Source organism: Kitasatospora sp. NPDC114501 (genome assembly GCF_055633695.1).
Window position 1 is genome coordinate 639,164 of record NZ_JBVKDS010000001.1, and the last position, 17,970, is coordinate 657,133.

Below are 17,970 nucleotides of genomic sequence, written 5' to 3' on the forward strand. Positions count from 1 at the left end.
GCGGGGCCGTACGGCCCGGGCCGGAGCCGGTCCGTACGGAGCGAGCGAAGCGAGCGACCACCAGAAGGCGCGCGCATCGCGAAGCCGCCACCGAGCGTCAGCGAGGTGGCTATGAGCGGAGGAGACAGGAGCATGGCCGGCGCAATGCGCAAGATGGCGGTCTACCTCGGCCTCGTGGAGGACGAGACGTACGACGGCCAGGGGTACGACCCCGACGACGACTACGACGCGGATCCCGAACCGATCCGGACGGGCCAGCGGACCGAGGACATCCCCCGGCCGGCACCGGCTCCCGCGGCCGCCGCGCCCGCCCCGGTCTCCTCCATCACCCCGCAGCCGGTGCCCGCGGCGGTGCCGATCCGGCAGGAGACTCCGCGGATGGCCCCCGTGTCGTCCATCACACCCGAACGTCGCCACAACCTGGAGAAGAGCGCACCGGTGATCATGCCCAAGGTCGTGAACGAACGAGAGCCCTACCGCATCACCACGCTGCACCCCCGGACCTACAACGAGGCCCGTACCATCGGGGAACAGTTCCGCGGCGGGACCCCTGTGATCATGAATCTGACCGAGATGGACGACACCGACGCGAAGCGCCTCGTAGACTTCGCCGCTGGACTCGTCTTCGGTCTGCACGGCAGTATCGAGCGCGTGACACAGAAGGTGTTCCTGCTGTCGCCTGCTAACGTCGATGTCACGGCGGAGGACAAGGCTCGGATCGCCGAGGGTGGGTTCTTCAACCAGAGCTGACCCGGCCACGACTTTACGTGTGGATCTGATCAACAGTGGTTTAGCGACAGGTGACGAGCGGCAGGCCCGAGGGATCGGGACCGGGGAGAGGGAAACGCGATGGACATCGTGTGGGCGGTGCTCTACTACGCCCTGACCGTCTTCCTGGTGTTCCTGCTCGTACGACTGGTCATGGACTGGGTCTTCCAGTTCGCGCGTTCGTGGCGGCCCGGCAAGGCCATGGTCCTGGTCCTGGAGGCCACGTACACTGTCACGGATCCGCCGCTCAAGCTTCTTCGGCGACTCATTCCGCCGTTGCGTTTCGGGGGCGTGGCGCTCGACCTGTCCTTCTTCGTACTGATGATCATTGTGTATGTCCTGATCTCGCTTGTGCACCCCTAGTCGTAGGTGAGCGATGCGACAGGATGCCGGTGTGCCGACGATCACGTTGAGGTGAAGAGATGCCATTGACCCCCGAGGACGTTCGGAACAAGCAGTTCACGACCGTCCGCCTGCGTGAAGGCTATGACGAGGACGAGGTCGATGCCTTCCTCGACGAGGTCGAGGCGGAGCTGACCCGCCTCCTCCGGGAGAACGAGGACCTGCGCGCCAAGCTGGCCGCCGCGACTCGTGCCGCCGCGCAGAACCAGGCCAACCTGCGCAAGGAGCCGCAGCAGGACGCCCCCCGCCAGGGCGGCGCCCCCGTGCCGGCCGCCATATCCGGTCCTCCGGTCCCCGGCCAGCAGGGTCCGGGCGGCCCGCAGCAGATGGGTCCCGGCGGTCCGCAGCAGATGGGTCCGGGTGGTCCGCAGCAGCAGATGGGCCCCGGCGGCCCGCAGCAGCAGATGGGCAATCAGCCCCTCGGCCTGCCCGCCGGCTCCGCCCCGCAGCTTCCCGCCGGCGGCCAGCAGCAGCACCAGCAGCAGCAGATGAACCAGACCATGGGCGGCCAGCAGCAGCTGGTCCAGCCGATGGGCGGTCAGATGCTCCAGCCCATGGGCGGCCCCGGTGGCCCGCAGCAGATGGGCAACCCGATGGGCCAGGGCATGGGCCAGCAGCAGATGCAGCCGATGGGTGGCCCGATGGGCGGCCCGCAGCAGATGGGCGGCCCGATGGGCGCCCCGATGCAGCAGCAGGGCCCCGGTGGCGACAGCGCCGCCCGGGTGCTCGCGCTCGCCCAGCAGACCGCCGACCAGGCGATCTCCGAGGCCCGCTCCGAGGCCAACAAGATCGTCGGCGAGGCGCGCAGCCGGGCCGAGGGCCTGGAGCGCGACGCCCGTGCGAAGGCCGACGCGCTGGAGCGGGACGCGCAGGAGAAGCACCGGGTCGCGATGGGCTCCCTGGAGTCGGCGCGGGCCACGCTGGAGCGCAAGGTCGAGGACCTGCGGGCGTTCGAGCGTGAGTACCGCACGCGTCTGAAGTCGTACCTGGAGACCCAGCTGCGTCAGCTGGAGTCGCAGGCCGACGACTCGCTCGCCCCGCCGCGGATCCCCGCCACCGCGTCGCTGCCTCCGGCGGCCTCGTCGATGGCTCCGGCCGGTGCCGGTGCGATGAGCGGTGGCGCGCCGAGCTTCGGTGGCAACCAGCCGTCCTTCGGTGGCAACTCGCCGTCGTTCGGCGGGAACGGCTCCTTCGGCGGCAACTCCTCGGCGCCGAGCTTCGGCGGGCAGTCGACCGGCGGCAACAGCGGTGCTCCGCAGATGCAGCCGGCCGGGATGACCCAGCCGATGGCGGCGGTCCGTCCGCAGCCGCCGCAGCCGATGCAGCAGGCTCCGGCGCCGATGCGGGGCTTCCTGATCGACGAGGACGGCGACAACTGAGGTCGTAGCACGGCCTTTTGAGGGCGCCCCCTTTCCGACCCACGGGTCGGGGAGGGGGCGCCCTTCTGCGTCCCGGGGACAGGGGGCGTGCAGGAGGGCGAGGGGCGCGCTCGGGGCGGGAGCGCGGGGCGCGGGGAACCGGGAGGGAGCGCACGGGAGTCGGGGCGGATGCGGGGCGTGGGTGGGTACGACGAAGCCGCCGTCACCCCGGGGTGACGGCGGCTTCGTCGCGGAGCGTCAGGCCTTGCGGAGCTGGAACGCGAGGCCGAGGGAGTCGTCGGCGAAGGTCTCGGAGTCCCAGTCGGCCGCACCGGCGGCGAAGTCGGTCGCGAGGACCTCCTCGGCGACGAGCGGGCCGTGCTCGGCGATGGCCTCGGCGGTCTCCTCCGAGGTGGCGCGCCAGCGCAGGACGATGCGGTCGGAGACGTCCAGGCCGGAGTTCTTGCGGGCCTCCTGGATCTGGCGGATGGCGTCGCGGGCGATGCCGAGGCGCTTGAGCTCCGGGGTGATGGCCAGGTCGAGGGCGACGGTGGCGCCGGACTCGTTGGCGACGGCCCAGCCCTCGCGCGGGGTCTCGGTGATGATCACCTCGTCCGGGGAGAGGGTGACCGTTCCACCGTCCAGCTCGACCGAGGTCTCGCCGGTGGCGCGCAGTTCGGCGGCCAGGCGGGCGGCGTCGGTGGCGGCGACCGCCTTGGCGACGTCCTGCACGCCCTTGCCGAAACGCTTGCCCAGCGCGCGGAAGTTGGCCTTGGCGCTGGTGTCGACCAGCGAGCCGCCGACCTCCGCCAGCGACTCCAGGGTGGAGACGTTGAGCTCCTCGGCGATCTGCGCGCGCAGATCGGCGGGCAGCTCCTCCCAGCCCTGGGCGGCGACCAGCGCGCGCGACAGCGGCTGACGGGTCTTCACGCCGGACTCGGCGCGGGTGGCCCGGCCCAGCTCGACCAGGCGGCGGACCAGCGCCATGTGCCGGGAGAGCTCGGTGTCGATCAGCGACTCGTCGGCCTCCGGCCAGGTGGCCAGGTGCACCGAGGCCGGGGCCTCCGGGGCGACCGGGACGACCAGGTCCTGCCAGACCCGCTCGGTGATGAACGGGGTGAGCGGGGCCATCAGACGGGTGACCGTCTCCAGCGCCTCGTGCAGGGTGGCGAGCGCGGCGGCGTCGCCCTGCCAGAAGCGGCGGCGGCCGCGGCGGACGTACCAGTTGGACAGGTCGTCGACGAAGCCGGACAGCAGCTTGCCGGCGCGCTGGGTGTCGTACGCCTCGTAGGCCGCGTCGACCTCGCGGACCAGGGTGTTCAGCTCGGAGAGCACCCAGCGGTCCAGCTGCGGACGGTCGGCCGGGGCCGGGTCGTTCGCCGAGGGCGCCCAGTTCGAGGTGCGGGCGTACAGGGCCTGGAAGGCGACGGTGTTCCAGTAGGTGAGGAGGGTCTTGCGGACCACCTCCTGGATGGTGCCGTGGCCGACCCGGCGGGCCGACCAGGGCGAACCGCCGGCCGCCATGAACCAGCGGACGGCGTCGGCGCCGTGCTGGTCCATCAGCGGGATCGGCTGGAGGATGTTGCCCAGGTGCTTGGACATCTTGCGGCCGTCCTCGGCCAGGATGTGGCCCAGGCAGACGACGTTCTCGTAGCTGTTCCGGTCGAACACCAGGGTGCCGACCGCCATCAGCGTGTAGAACCAGCCGCGGGTCTGGTCGATCGCCTCGGAGATGAACTGCGCCGGGTAGCGCTTCTCGAACAGCTCCTTGTTCTGGTACGGGTAGCCGTACTGGGCGAAGGGCATCGAGCCCGAGTCGTACCAGGCGTCGATGACCTCGGGCACGCGGGTGGCGGTGCCGCCGCAGTCGCGGCAGTCGAAGGTCACCGCGTCGATGTACGGGCGGTGCGGGTCGAGGCCGCTCTGGTCGGTGCCGGTGAGCTCGGACAGCTCGGCCAGCGAGCCGACGCAGGTGAGGTGGCCCTCCTCGCAGCGCCAGATCGGCAGCGGGGTGCCCCAGTAGCGGTTGCGGCTGAGCGCCCAGTCGATGTTGTTGTTCAGCCAGTCGCCGAAGCGGCCGTGCTTGACCGTGTCCGGGAACCAGTTGGTGGCCTCGTTCTCGCGGATCATCGCGTCCTTGACGGCGGTGGTCCGGATGTACCAGGACGGCTGCGCGTAGTAGAGCAGCGCGGTGTGGCAGCGCCAGCAGTGCGGGTAGCTGTGCTCGTACGGCAGGTGGCGGAAGAGCAGGCCGCGCTCCTTGAGGTCCGCGACCAGGGCCTCGTCGGCCTTCTTGAAGAACTGGCCGCCGACCAGCGGGACCTCGGGGGCGAAGGTGCCGTCGCCGAGCACCGGGTTGACCACCGGCAGGCCGTACCTGCGGCAGGTCGCGAGGTCGTCCGCGCCGAAGGCGGGGGACTGGTGGACGATGCCGGTGCCGTCCTCGGTGGTGACGTAGTCGGCGGTGAGGACGTAGTGGGCGTTCTCGATCTCGACCAGGTCGAAGGGGCGGCGATAGGCCCAGCGCTCCATCTCGGCACCGGTGAAGGACTCGCCGGTGGTCTCCCAGCCCTCGCCGAGCGCCTTGGCGACCAGCGGCTCGGCGACGACGAGCTTCTCGTCGCCGTCGGTGGCCACCACGTAGGTGACCTCCGGGTGGACGGCGGCGGCGGTGTTGGAGACCAGGGTCCACGGGGTGGTGGTCCAGACCAGCAGGGAGGCCTGGCCGGCCAGCGGGCCGCTGGTCAGCGGGAAGCGGACGAAGACCGAGGGGTCGACCACGGTCTCGTAGCCCTGGGCCAGCTCGTGGTCCGAGAGGCCGGTGCCGCAGCGCGGGCACCAGGGGGCGACCCGGTGGTCCTGGACCAGCAGGCCCTTGTCGAAGATCTGCTTGAGCGACCACCAGACGGACTGGACGTACGACGGGTCCATCGTGCGGTAGGCCTCGTCGAGGTCGACCCAGTAGCCCATCCGGGTGGTCAGCTCGGCGAAGGCGTCGGTGTGGCGGGTCACCGAGTCGCGGCACCTGGCGTTGAACTCGGCGATGCCGTACGCCTCGATGTCCTGCTTGCCGGAGAAGCCCAGCTCCTTCTCGACGGCGAGCTCGACCGGCAGGCCGTGGCAGTCCCAGCCGGCCTTGCGGGCGACGTGGTAGCCCTTCATGGTCCGGAAGCGCGGGAAGACGTCCTTGAAGACGCGGGCCTCGATGTGGTGGGCGCCCGGCATGCCGTTGGCGGTGGGCGGGCCCTCGTAGAACACCCACTCGGGGCGGCCCTCGGACTGCTCCAGGCTGCGCTGGAAGATCTTGTTGTCCTGCCAGAACGACAGGATCCGGTGCTCCAGGGCAGGCAGATCCACCTGCGCGGGGACGGGGTGGTAAAGGGGGGTCGCACGCAGTGCGTCGTCGGAAGGGTGGTGGTGGGTGGCGGGTTGGGAGCTGGCCATCGCGGCGTCTACCTCCGGCGGATGCTGGGACTGGATCCTCCGGAGGGACGAGACGGCCTGAACCGCCCCGCGGTACCACCCTCCTTGGCCGCGGTGCTGCGTTCGCGGCCCTCTTGTTTGGGCTTGCTGCCGGGTCTAGTGGGCCACCGCGGCATCGCGGCGGCCGTTCTTCCGGCGGCTCCGGGGTGATCTTCCCGCCGTGCACACCCCCGGGCTCGCACCGTCCCCGGGTCGCTGGTGGCTGCGTACGTCGGTACTCGTCCCATCTGCGCCTTGCAGGGCCAGTGTATCGGCCGGGTGAGTCGGTTTGTCCAAACCGTTTCCGGCGGGCGGTCCGCGGGTGCTCGGGGCGGCTGCTCGTTGCGGGTGGCCCGGGGGCGTTCGGCGGCGGAGGTTAGCCGGAGTCGATCTGGGCACAAATCCATGAGCACACGGGGCGGACGGTTGGGGCGGCTGCCTGGGTGGGATCGTCATGAGGCGTCGGTATGTCAGGTTGTGACCGGTTTTGATCGGGATTATCGTTCCGGCACTGGAAGCCGCCGGGAACCGGCGGCTCGATTCGTTCGTAGATGGGGTCGAAAGCCATGGCTGAGAAGGGAACCGGCGCGGGCACCGCCACCAAGCGGGCACGCAAGGCCGTGGCGGTCGACCCAGGGGAGGGGACCGTGACCACTACCGCATCCAAGAGCAGCACCGACACCGTCACCGCACCGCGCGGCGCCGAGTCGGTGGACCCGGCCACGCTGCCGGTACGGCCCGGCGAGGATCCGTGGACCACCGAGGAGGTCCACGAGCTGCACGACGAGCTGATCAGCGACCTGGAACGGCTCCGCAACGAGATCGACGCCGCCGAGGCGGCCATCTCCGGCCTGATGCGCGACTCCAACGACGGAGCCGGCGACGACCAGGTGGACGCCGGTACGAAGAACATCTCGCGGGAGAGCGAGCTGGCGCTGGCCAACAACGCGCGGGACAGCCTGGCCCAGACCGAGCGCGCGCTGGAGCGGCTGGAGGGCGTCGGGTTCGGCACCTGCGAGTCCTGCGGGCAGGCCATCGGCAAGGCCCGGATGCAGGCCTTCCCCCGGGCGACGCTCTGCGTGCAGTGCAAGGCCAAGCAGGAACGCCGCTGACCCGGGCGGCCGGAGCGACGCGGGGGGTCGGGCTTGCCGTACGCTCGACCCCGTATCGTCGCCCGAGTAACGTCGCCTGACGCGTTCGCGAACGCGGGCAGGTAGTCACCGGCCCACCACCCTCCCCCTCCTGCGGACCGGGGGAGCTCCATCGGCAGCGGAGCGGATCATCAGTACGCAAGGTTCCCCCCACACCCGGGACGACGCCGTCCCGTCCCCCGCCGATGCCGTGGAGGTGCCCGTGGCCGAGCCGACCGAGCCGACCCGGGCGTCCGCGCCCTCGCCCGCGTCCGTGGACGAGGCGGAGGCCGAGCGGCCCAGGGGTCCGCGCCGGGTCGGCGTGCTGCTGGTCGTCGCGGTGCTCGCCTTCCTGATCGACCTCGGCAGCAAGCTGCTGGTGGTCGCCCGGCTGGAGAACCACGCGGCGATCAAGGTGGTCGGGGACGTGGTCACCTTCCAGGTGATCCGCAACTCGGGCGCGGCCTTCGGGATGGGGCAGGCGCTGACCGTCGTCTTCACGATGATCGCCTCCGCCGTCATCGTGGTGATCTGGCGGATCGCCCGCCGGCTGTACAGCCTGCCCTGGGCGATCGCGCTCGGGCTGCTGCTCGGCGGGGCGCTCGGCAACCTCACCGACCGGCTGTTCCGCTCGCCCGGCGTCTTCCGCGGGCACGTGGTGGACTTCATCTCCGTCCAGCACTTCGCGGTCTTCAACCTCGCGGACTCGGCGATCGTCTGCGGCGGGATCCTGGTGGTCCTGCTCTCCTTCCGGGGCAGCAACCCGGACGGCACCGTCCACCAGCAGGCCGAGAAGGCCGACAAGGCGGAGCGGGCCGGGAAGTAGGCCGGGACCGGGCCCGGAGGCGGCCGGGCCACCGGCGGGCGGGGGAGGGCCGCGTTTCCGGCATACTCGTACGGGTGAGTACCGCAGCGCAGATCCGCAGCCTCCCCGTACCCGACGGCCTGGAGGGCGAGCGCCTCGACGCCGCCCTGGCCCGGATGTTCGGCTTCTCCCGGACCAAGGCCGCCGAGCTGGCCGCCGACGGCAAGGTGACGCTCGACGGCGCCGTGGCCGGCAAGTCGGACCGGGTCACCGCCGGTTCCTGGCTGGAGGTCGAGATCCCCGCCCCGGCCGCCCCCGTGCGGATCGTCGCCGAGGCGGTCGAGGGCATGCGGATCGTGCACGACGACGAGGACATCGTGCTGGTCGACAAGCCGGTCGGCGTCGCCGCGCACCCCAGCCCGGGCTGGACCGGCCCCACCGTGATCGGCGGACTGGCCGCGGCCGGGTACCGGATCTCCACCTCGGGCGCCGCCGAGCGCCAGGGCATCGTGCACCGGCTGGACGTCGGCACCTCCGGGCTGATGGTGGTCGCCAAGTCCGAGCGCGCCTACACCGACCTCAAGCGGCAGTTCCACGACCGGATCACCGAGAAGCGGTACCACACGCTGGTGCAGGGCCACCCGGACCCGATGAGCGGGACGGTGGACGCGCCGATCGGCCGGCACCCCAGCTCGGACTGGAAGTGGGCCGTCACCCAGGACGGCAAGGCGTCCATCACCCACTACGACCTGATCGAGGCGTACCGGGCCGCGTCGCTGCTGGCGATCAAGCTGGAGACCGGGCGCACCCACCAGATCCGCGTCCACATGTCCGCGCTGCGCCACCCCTGCGTGGGCGACCTGACGTACGGCGCCGACCCGACGCTGGCCAAGCGGCTGGGGCTGACCCGGCAGTGGCTGCACGCGGTGTCGCTCGGCTTCGAGCACCCGGCGGACGGGCAGTGGGTCGAGTTCTCCAGCGAGTACTCGGACGACCTGCGCAAGGCGCTGGACGTCATCGCGGCGGAGAGCTGACATGACCGTGGCGGGGGTGACGGTCCGCGTCGCCGAGGGCGAGGCGGACCTGGCGCTGGTGCACGGCGTGCGGCGCGAGGTGTTCATCGTGGAGCAGGGGATCCCCGAGGACGAGGAGTGGGACGACCTCGACCGGACCTCCGAGCACCTGCTGGCGATCGGTCCTGACGGCAGGGCCGTCGGGACCGCGCGGCTGATCTTCGGGGAGCAGGCGCGCCGGCTCACCGGGGGCGTCGAGGGGCGGGTGCTGCTCGGACGGCTCGCGGTGGTCGCGGCGGCCCGGGGGACGGGGCTGGGCGCCGAGCTGGTCCGGGCGGTCGAGGCCGCGGGGGCCGCGCGCGGGGCCGTGGAGGTCGAGCTGCACGCGCAGGTGCAGGCGCTCGGGTTCTACGAGCGGCTGGGGTACGTGGCGGAGGGCCCGGTGTACGACGATGCGGGGATTCCGCACCGGACGATGACCCGGGTGCTGTAGGCGTTCGGCGCGGTTCCCCGTGCCCCGGTCGGGGTGCGGGGAACGTCTGCGTCCCGGGCGGGCGCCGGTCAGGTGTCGGTGGTGCGGAGGCGGGGCAGGGCGTGGGGGTGCTCGTCGCGCAGGTGGGCGATGAGCTGTTCGCGGATGTCGAAGCGGAGCTGGGCGGCGTCGTCGGGGGTGCGGGCGGTCATGGTGGCGCGGACGACGATGGTGCTGGGCGTGGTGTCGGTGACCTGGAGGGCCCACTCGGCGCCGTCCCAGAGCGGGTGCCGGTCGAGCCGGACGCGGAGGGCGGCGCGCAGCTCGTCCACCGGGGTGGTGTGGTCGAGGTGGAGCAGGACGGCGGCGAGCAGGCCGGGGTCGCGGCGGGTCCAGTTCTCGAAGGGCCTGCTGACGAAGTACGAGACGGGGACGATCAGCCGGCGGTAGTCCCAGAGCCGGACCACCAGGTAGGTGAGGGTGATCTCCTCGACGGTGCCCTGCTGGCCGTCCACCACCACGGTGTCGCCGATCCGGACGGTGTCGCCGAAGGCGATCTGGAGGCCGGCGAAGAAGTTTCCCAGGGTGCTCTGGGCGGCGATGCCGGCCACGATGCCGATGATGCCCGCCGAGGCGAGCAGGCTGGCGCCGATGGTGCGCATGGCGGAGAAGGTCAGCAGCATCACGGCCGCGGTGACCACGACGATCAGCGCGTTGACCACCCGGCGCAGCATGCTGATCTGGGTGTGCACCCGCTGGACCCGGGCCGGGTCGTCGACCCGGGTCCCGTAGCGGCTGAGCAGGGCCTCCAGGACGGCGGCCACCACCCGGACGGTGAGCCAGCCCAGCGCGGCGAGCAGGAACAGCAGGAGCAGGTGGTGCGCGCCGTCGTCGTGCTTGAGGCGGAAGGTCCGCTGGAGCGGCTTGGCGGCGAGCAACAGGGCTGACACGACGGTGAGTTGGAGCGGGATCCGGCAGCGGCGGAGCAGCGGCCAGAGCGGTGCCGAGGGCCGGCGGGCGGCGATCCGCTGAAGGGCCTGGTCGACGACCCAGCCGATCGCCAGGGTGGCGGCGACGGTGGCGAGCAGCGAGATCAGCGGCCAGGGCATGCGCCGTACGATACTCGGACATACCGGGGTGAAACGGACAAATGGTGTGGCGGCTTTATCGGACGCCTACCCGGACGGCCGATACGATCAGCGGCCATGGAGTTCGGTGGGGCATGGCGTCGCTGGCGCGCCCGGGGAACATCGGTCGGACGCAGGCTGCTGGCCGGGGCGGTGGCCCTGGTGGCGGTCGCCGCGGCCGGTACCGCGACGGTGGCGTCCGGCGGTGAGCAGGCGGTCCGGCAGGAGGACCGTTTCCTCAGCATGCCGGAGACTCCCGGCAGCGCGCAGCAGGTCCAGCTGGACACCTCCTTCTTCACCAGCGGCAGCGGCGGTCCGCGCCCGGCGGTGCTGCTGGCGCACGGCTTCGGCGGCTCCAAGGAGGGCGAGCGCGAGCGCGCCGAGCAGCTGGCCCGGCAGGGGTACGCGGTGCTGACCTGGTCGGCACGCGGCTTCGGGCACTCGGGCGGCCGGATCGGGCTGAACGCGCCGGACCGCGAGGTCGAGGACGTCAAGCACCTGGTGGACTGGCTGGCCCAGCGGCCCGAGGTGCGGCTGGACGCGGCCGGCGACCCGAAGGTCGGCATCACCGGCGCCTCGTACGGCGGGGCGGTCTCGCTGCTGGCCTCCGCCTACGACCCCCGGATCGACGCGGTGGCCACCCAGATCACCTGGTGGAACCTGGCCGACGCGCTGTTCCCGCAGGGCGTGCGGGGCTCGGGCGCCGCGGACGGCGTGTTCAAGAAGCTGTGGGCCGGGATCTTCTTCACCACCGGCTCGGCCGGGGAGCTCGGGCCGTCCGGCGGGGCGCCGCGGGAGAACGGCGGGCCGGGGCCGAAGGCCGACGGGCCGGTCGGCTGCGGGCGGTTCCTGGAGTCGCTCTGCCAGATGTACGACCGGGTGGCCACCGCCGGGCACGCCGATCCGGAGGCCGTCGCGCTGCTGGAGCGCTCCAGCCCGTCCTCGGTGGCGGAGCGGCTCAAGGCGCCCACGCTGGTGGTGCAGGGGCAGCAGGACTCGCTGTTCCCGCTGGACCAGGGGGACCGAATCGCCCAGGCGGTGGCCGCCAACGGCGCGCCGGTGGCGGTGGACTGGTTCGCCGGCGGCCACGACGGCGGGACGGACACCTCCGCGCGGGTCGACGACCGGGTGACGGCGTGGTTCGACCACCATCTGAAGGGGCGCGGCAACGACACCGGCGCCGCGTTCCGGGTCACCCGCACCGGCGGGGTGGACTCGACCGGCTTCCAGGCCGTGCTGCGCGGGGCCAGTGCCGACCGGTACCCGGGACTGGGCGGGACCGGCGCGCGGACCGTCGAGCTGACGGGCGGTGAGCAGACCCTCGCCAACCCGCCCGGCGGCGCCCCGCCCGGGATCTCGACCCTGCCGGGCGTCGGCGTGCTCAGCCAGGCGGCGTCGCTGGGCGCCGGGCTGTCGCTGGACTTCCCCGGGCAGAACGCCGCCTTCGACTCGGCGCCGCTGGACTCGCCGCTGCACCTGACCGGGCAGCCGACCGTGCCGGTGCGGGTGACGGCGGACCGGCCGGACGCGGTGCTGTTCGCCAAGCTGTACGACGTCGGACCGGACGGCAAGGCGGTGTTGCCGCAGCAGCTCGCCGCCCCGCTGCGGGTCACCGGCGCGGACGCCGGGCGGACCGTCACGGTGGCGCTGCCGACCGTGGACCACACCTTCCCGGCCGGACACCGGGTGCGGCTGGTGCTGGCGAGCACCGACCTCGCGTACGCCTCGCCGGTCGAGCCGGCCACCTACCGGGTGGCGCCGGCCGGGGCGATCACCGTGCCGACCGTCGAGGAACTGGTCACCGAGTCGGCGCCGCTGCCCGCGCGCACCTGGCTGCTGCCGGTGGTCGCCGTGTCGGCCGCCGCCGCCCTGGTGCTGGCGCCGCGGCTGCGGCGCCGGCGGGCCGCCGACGGGCCCGACTTCGACCCGGAACTGGCCGCGGTACCGCTGCGGATCAGCGGGCTGAGCAAGCGCTACAAGGGCGCCCAGGACCGCTACGCCGTACGGGAGCTGGGCTTCCGGGTGGAGCAGGGGCAGGTGCTCGGACTGCTCGGGCCGAACGGCGCGGGCAAGACCACCACGCTGCGGATGCTGATGGGGCTGATCCGGCCGGACGCCGGGGAGATCCGGATCTTCGGGCACCTGGTGCGGCCCGGCGCGCCGGTGCTGTCGCGGGTCGGGGCGTTCGTGGAGGGAGCGGGCTTCCTGCCGCACCTCACCGGGCGGGCCAACCTGCGGCTGTACTGGCAGGCGACCGGACGGCCGGAGGCGGACGCGCGCTTCGACGAGGCGCTGGCGATCGCCGGGCTCGGCGAGGCACTGGACCGCGCGGTGCGCACGTACTCGCAGGGCATGCGGCAGCGGCTGGCCATCGCGCAGGCGATGCTCGGGATGCCGGACCTGTTGATCCTGGACGAGCCGACCAACGGGCTGGACCCGCCGCAGATCCGAGAGATGCGCGAGGTGATGATCCGGTACGCGGCCGGCGGGCGGACCGTGATCGTGTCGAGCCACCTGCTGTCCGAGGTCGAGCAGAGTTGTACGGACCTGGTGGTGATGGACCGCGGGCGGCTGGTCACGGCCGGCCCGGTCGGGGACATCGTGGGCGCCGGCGAGCTGCTGATGATCGGCGTCGCCGGCCCGTACGACCCGGTGCCGGTGGTCGAGAAGGTCGGCGCGCTGGCCGGGGTCGGTTCGGTGGAGGCCGTCGAGGGCGGACTGCTGGTGCGCCTGGACGGACTCGCGGCCAGTGAGCTGCTGGCCGAACTGGTGCGGCTGGAGGTGCCGGTGGAGAGCGCCGGGCCGCAGCGGCGGCTGGAGGACGCGTTCCTGTCGTTGATCGGAGGTGGAGCGTGAGCGTCGTCGCGACGGACCGCGCCGGGTCGCAGGACCCGGGCGAGTCGAGGGACCACGCCGAGGGGTACCGGGCGAGCCGGACACTGCCGCTGCGGGTGGAGGCGATGCGGCAGCTGCGCCGGCGCCGCACGCTGGTGATCGGCGGGGTGCTGGCCGCCATGCCGTTCGTCATCCTGGCCGCGTTCCAGATCGGCGGCGCCCCGGGCCGTCCGGACCGGACCACCTTCATCGAGCTGGCCACCGCCTCGGGGGCCAACTTCGCGGTCACCATGCTGTTCGTCGGCACCGGCTTCATGCTGGTCATCCCGGTCGCGCTGTTCTGCGGGGACACCGTCGCCTCCGAGGCCAGCTGGTCCTCGCTGCGCTACCTGCTGGCCGCGCCGGTGCCCCGGGCCCGGCTGCTGGCCCGCAAGTTCGCGGTCGGGCTGCTGTTCTCGGCGGTGGCGGTGGTGATGCTGCCCGCGATCGGGCTGGTCGTCGGGACGGCGGCGTACGGCTGGGGGGACCTCAAGCTGCCCGCCGGGGTCAGCCTCCCGGCCGGGCAGGCGCTGCCCCGGATCGCCATCGCGGTGGCCTTCGTGTTCCTCGCCGAGATCGTGATCGCGGCGCTGGCGTTCTGGCTCTCCACGGCCACGGACGCGCCGCTGGGCGCGGTCGGCGGCGCGGTGTTCGCCTCGATCATCACCGGGGTGCTGGACGCCGTCACCGCGCTGGGCGACCTGCGGGAGTGGCTGCCGGCGCACTGGCAGTACTCCTGGGCGGACGCCCTGCAACCGCAGTTGGAGTGGGGCGGCATGGTCCAGGGGGTGTCGCTGTCGCTCTCGTACGCGGTGGTGCTGCTGGCGCTGGCGTTTCGCGGCTTCGCGCGCAAGGACGTGGTGTCGTAGCCGGACGCGGAGCAGGGGGCCCGGTGGGGGATGCGGGATCATGGACGGGTAGCTGACCCCCCTGGTGAAGGACCCGAACCGTGGCCCAGATCGTCCTCTTCCACTCCGCCTACGGGCTGCGCCCCGCCGTGCGCGCCGCCGCCGACCGGCTGCGCGCCGCCGGGCACACCGTGCACACGCCCGACCTGTTCGACGGGCGGACCTTCGAGTCCGTCGAGGAGGCGCAGGAGTTCCAGGAGGAACTCGGCGGCCGCGACGAGCTGCTGCGGCGGGCGGTGGGGGCGGTCGCGCCGGTGTCCGAGGGCGGGCTGGTGTACGCCGGCTTCTCGCTCGGCGGCGCGGTGGCGCAGAACCTGGCGCTGGCCGACGAGAAGGCGCGCGGACTGCTGCTCCTGCACGGCACCTCGGACCTGCGGGAGGACGCGGCCACCGAGATCCCGGTGCAGCTGCACATCGCTGAGCCGGACCCGTTCGAGCCCGAGGACTGGCTGAACGCCTGGTACCTGCGGATGCGGCGGGCCGGCGCGGAGGTGGAGGTGCACCGCTACCGGGGTGCCGGGCACCTGTTCACCGACCCGGAGCTGCCGGACTACGACGAGGAGGCGGCGGAGCGGGCCTGGGCGGCGTCGCTGGACTTCCTCGCGGAACTGGACGGCTGACGCCGCGGCGCCGGGCGGGGCCGGGCTCCCGGCCCCGCCCGGCGCTCGCCGCCCGCACCACGGCCCCGGGTTTCCGGCGCTCCCGGCGGGAAGGACTGTTTCCAGACAGCTACTCAGCGTGATCATGACCCTAGTGGTCCAGACCTCTCCGGCGCCCTTCGCCGCTCGGCCAGCGCCGATGCCCGGAAGGAGAGTCTCCGTTAACCGTGCGGCCTTCCCGGCGTAACGGTCCGCAGGCCTGCTCGGGCGGCCGGAATTCCCAGGGCCTTGTTGATCTACCGTGAATTGCCTTCATAGCATCGCTGTGCACTCCAACCCTCACTTGCTCGCCGAATCCGTGGAAATGCCGTCATGCCATTTCCCGCGACACCAGCTTGGAGCGGCACATGCTTGTTCTCGGAATCACCAACAACGACCTGGCCGGCGCCTGCCTGGTCCAGGACGGGACGGTCCTCGCGGCCGTCAGCGAGGAGCGTTTAACCCGGGTCAAGGACCATCGGACCTGGCCGGAGCGGTCCATCGACTACGTTCTGAAGGAGGCCGGGGTCACCCTTTCCGAAGTCGACCGGGTGGCCTACGGCTGGCAGGCCGGATTCGACGCCGAAAAGCACCTGCTGCTCTATGTGGACCGGATTTCGGAGGAGGCCCTGCGCCGCCCCGAAGCGCTTCCCCACCTGCGCAAGCGGATATCCGACGAAATTCGCAACGACCGGGCGAAGCGTGCCGAGTTCGACGCCTTCGTGGAGGACAACGGACTGCGCGCCAAGGTGGTTCACGTCGACCACCACGAGTCGCACGGCCTGGGCGCCTTCCTGTGCTCCCCGTTCGACGAGGCGCTCGTCGTCACGTGCGACGGCCGCGGGGACTTCCAGTCCCTGACCGTCACCCACTACCACCCCGGCGGCGAGGAGGTGCTCCAGCGCGAGACCTCGATCGACAGCCTCGGCTACTTCTACGGCCGGATCACCAAGCTGCTCGGCTTCCGCCCCAACCGGCACGAGGGCAAGATCACCGGCCTGGCGGCCAACGGCGACCCGGACAAGCTGCTCCCGCTGATGCGGCGGATGATCGACGTCGAGGAGGACGGGGCGATCCGCGCCCGCTGCGGCGACTGGTACCAGCCGTCCTACGAGGGCTACTCCGAGGAGCTGCTGCGCGAGATCGCGACCCACGAGCCGGCCGACGTCGCGGCGGCCGCCCAGCGGCACGTGGAGAACCTGCTGACCGCCGTGGTGGCGCGGCACATCGGCCGGGTGCCCGGCGGCAACGTCTGCCTGTCCGGCGGGGTCTTCGCCAACGTCAAGCTGAACCAGCGGATCTTCGAGACCGAGGGCGTGCGGAACATCTACGTGCTGCCGCCGATGGGCGACGGCGGGCTGCCGCTCCAGGCCGCCGTGGTGGTGGCCCACCGGGAGACCGGCGAGCGCCCGCGGGTGCCCTCGATGGCGCTCGGGCCGGACGCGGCGATCTCCGAGGGCCTGCTGGAGGAGATCCTGCGCGACTACCCCGGGCTGCGCTACCGGCGGATCGGCGAGTCCATGCGCGAGGTGCTGCTCGCCGCGCTGGAGGCGGACCAGGTCATCGGCACCTACCGCGGCCGGATGGAGTTCGGCCCGCGCGCGCTCGGACGGCGCAGCGTCATCTACGGCACCGCCGACGTGACCATGAACGACTGGCTCAACAAGCGCCTGAACCGTACCGAGTTCATGCCGTTCGCGCCGATCACCGCCGAGGACCTGGCGGCCGACTGCTACCGGGGCTGGGCCCCCGAGCAGCCGTCGGCGCTGTTCATGACGATCACCTACGACTGCCACGAGACCTTCGCCAAGGCCTGCCCGGCGGTGGTGCACGTCGACAACACCGCCCGGCCGCAGATCGTCCGGGCCCAGGACGACCCGTTCCTGCACGGCCTGCTGATGGCCTGGTACGAGCGCAGCGGGCAGGCGGCGCTGGTGAACACCTCGTTCAACAAGCACGAGGAGCCGATCGTCGGGTCGCACCGCGACGCGCTCGACCCGGTGTTCGACGGGGTGGTCGACCTGCTGCTGGTGGACGACGTGTACCTGGTCTGGAAGGACTCCGCCGACGGTTTCATGGCGCGGCAGGCGGTCTGACCGGGGGTTCGGGCCGGGCGGGCGAGGGAGCCGGACCGTCGATTGAGGTCTAGTCCAATTGACCGCCCGGCCCGTTGGCCGGGAAAGTGTGAACCATCGTCAGATCGTATGGTGCGAGCGCCGAGTGAGGAGACCGATGCAGCCGCAAGCCGGAACGCGGTACGAGGTCGAGGCCGTCGTCTTCGACATGGACGGGGTCCTGATCGACTCCAGGCCGGTGATCGAGGAGGCGTGGCGGTCGGTGGCCCGGCGCCACGGCCGGGTCCTGACGGACCCGGAGCTGGAGGACTACGTCCACGGGCGGACCGGCGACCAGACCGTCCGGCTGATCTTCCCGGACCGCTCGGAGGCCGACCGCAGGGCGATCTGGGCCGAGGTGGACACCGTCGAGGAGGAGGCCCCGTACCCGGTGATCCCCGGCGCCGACGGGCTGGCCACCCGGCTGCGGCGGGCGGGCGTGCCGATCGGGCTGGCCACCAGCAGCTGGCCGCGGAAGATCGAGAACGCGCTCGGCGGGCTCGGGCTGCTCGACGTCTTCGGGGTGCGCGTCACCCGGGACGACGTCGAGCGGGGCAAGCCGCACCCGGACCCGTACCTGGCGGCCTGCCGGGGGCTCGGGATCCGGCCGCAGCGCACGCTGGTCTTCGAGGACTCGGTCAGCGGGGTCCGCTCGGCGGTCGGGGCCGGGGCGGTGTGCGTCGGCATCGGCGGGCCGGCCCTGGTGGAGGCGGGCGCGGTGGTGGCGGTGCCGGACTTCACCGCGCTGGCGGTGGGCCGGGCCGGTGCCGCGGGGCCGCTCGTGCTGACCGACCCGGACGGTCTGGTCTCGGTGGTGCTCACGGCGGGGCCGCACGGTGGCTGAGGCGGGGCGGGCGGCGGCGGACCTGCCGCCGGGCGCGCCGTCGGACGCGGTGCGG

14 protein-coding genes are annotated in these 17,970 nt (G+C 72.4%); 12 read left to right on the top strand and 2 right to left on the bottom strand.

The window, feature by feature from the left end; all coding sequences use genetic code 11:
* Nucleotides 1-132: 132 nt before the first annotated feature.
* From ACZ7RU_RS02975 to ACZ7RU_RS02985, 3 genes are all read left to right on the top strand, one after another.
* The gene (locus tag ACZ7RU_RS02975; protein ID WP_224276937.1) at nt 133-750 is read left to right on the top strand and encodes a cell division protein SepF; all 618 of its coding nucleotides are present in this window, start codon (nt 133-135) and stop codon (nt 748-750) included.
* 99 nt (nt 751-849) lie between these two features.
* On the top strand, nt 850-1,131 hold the full coding sequence (locus tag ACZ7RU_RS02980) for a YggT family protein (protein ID WP_030060143.1): 282 nt from the start codon (nt 850-852) through the stop codon (nt 1,129-1,131).
* Nucleotides 1,132-1,190: 59 nt separating this feature from the next.
* Entirely contained in the window at nt 1,191-2,549 is a 1,359-nt protein-coding gene (locus tag ACZ7RU_RS02985; RefSeq protein WP_470339183.1) for a DivIVA domain-containing protein, read from the top strand.
* Nucleotides 2,550-2,786: 237 nt separating this feature from the next.
* Here ACZ7RU_RS02985 and ileS read toward each other — a convergent pair whose 3' ends face one another.
* Nucleotides 2,787-5,972 (bottom strand): isoleucine--tRNA ligase, encoded by a 3,186-nt coding sequence (gene ileS, locus ACZ7RU_RS02990; RefSeq protein ID WP_470339184.1) that lies wholly within the window; start codon nt 5,970-5,972, stop codon nt 2,787-2,789.
* 665 nt (nt 5,973-6,637) lie between these two features.
* Here ileS and ACZ7RU_RS02995 point away from each other — a divergent pair.
* The 4 genes from ACZ7RU_RS02995 (at nt 6,638) to ACZ7RU_RS03010 (ending at nt 9,431) form a co-directional block, all read left to right on the top strand.
* Nucleotides 6,638-7,102 (top strand): TraR/DksA family transcriptional regulator, encoded by a 465-nt coding sequence (locus tag ACZ7RU_RS02995; RefSeq protein WP_470339185.1) that lies wholly within the window; start codon nt 6,638-6,640, stop codon nt 7,100-7,102.
* 241 nt (nt 7,103-7,343) lie between these two features.
* On the top strand, nt 7,344-7,946 hold the full coding sequence (gene lspA, locus ACZ7RU_RS03000; protein WP_470339186.1) for a signal peptidase II: 603 nt from the start codon (nt 7,344-7,346) through the stop codon (nt 7,944-7,946).
* Between the two features lie 74 nt (nt 7,947-8,020).
* The gene (locus ACZ7RU_RS03005) at nt 8,021-8,959 is read left to right on the top strand and encodes an RluA family pseudouridine synthase (protein WP_470339187.1); all 939 of its coding nucleotides are present in this window, start codon (nt 8,021-8,023) and stop codon (nt 8,957-8,959) included.
* Between the two features lies 1 nt (nt 8,960).
* Entirely contained in the window at nt 8,961-9,431 is a 471-nt protein-coding gene (locus tag ACZ7RU_RS03010; RefSeq protein WP_470339188.1) for a GNAT family N-acetyltransferase, read from the top strand.
* A gap of 68 nt (nt 9,432-9,499) precedes the next feature.
* Here ACZ7RU_RS03010 and ACZ7RU_RS03015 read toward each other — a convergent pair whose 3' ends face one another.
* Entirely contained in the window at nt 9,500-10,519 is a 1,020-nt protein-coding gene (locus tag ACZ7RU_RS03015; protein ID WP_470339189.1) for a mechanosensitive ion channel family protein, read from the bottom strand.
* Nucleotides 10,520-10,615: 96 nt separating this feature from the next.
* Between ACZ7RU_RS03015 and ACZ7RU_RS03020 the strand changes: the two genes are divergently transcribed.
* The 5 genes from ACZ7RU_RS03020 to ACZ7RU_RS03040 all read left to right on the top strand — a co-directional run bounded on the left by ACZ7RU_RS03020 (nt 10,616) and on the right by ACZ7RU_RS03040 (nt 17,915).
* Entirely contained in the window at nt 10,616-13,393 is a 2,778-nt protein-coding gene (locus ACZ7RU_RS03020) for an alpha/beta fold hydrolase (protein ID WP_470339190.1), read from the top strand.
* On the top strand, nt 13,390-14,280 hold the full coding sequence (locus ACZ7RU_RS03025; RefSeq protein ID WP_470339191.1) for an ABC transporter permease: 891 nt from the start codon (nt 13,390-13,392) through the stop codon (nt 14,278-14,280). Before ACZ7RU_RS03020 ends, ACZ7RU_RS03025 begins: the two co-directional genes overlap by 4 nt.
* 80 nt (nt 14,281-14,360) lie before the next feature.
* Entirely contained in the window at nt 14,361-14,939 is a 579-nt protein-coding gene (locus ACZ7RU_RS03030; protein ID WP_470339192.1) for a dienelactone hydrolase family protein, read from the top strand.
* Between the two features lie 386 nt (nt 14,940-15,325).
* Nucleotides 15,326-17,053 carry a carbamoyltransferase family protein gene (locus ACZ7RU_RS03035; RefSeq protein WP_470339193.1) on the top strand — a complete coding sequence of 576 codons (1,728 nt, stop codon included), beginning with the start codon at nt 15,326-15,328 and terminating at the stop codon, nt 17,051-17,053.
* A 136-nt stretch (nt 17,054-17,189) separates the two neighbouring features.
* Nucleotides 17,190-17,915 carry an HAD family hydrolase gene (locus ACZ7RU_RS03040; RefSeq protein WP_470339194.1) on the top strand — a complete coding sequence of 242 codons (726 nt, stop codon included), beginning with the start codon at nt 17,190-17,192 and terminating at the stop codon, nt 17,913-17,915.
* Nucleotides 17,916-17,970 lie beyond the last annotated feature (55 nt).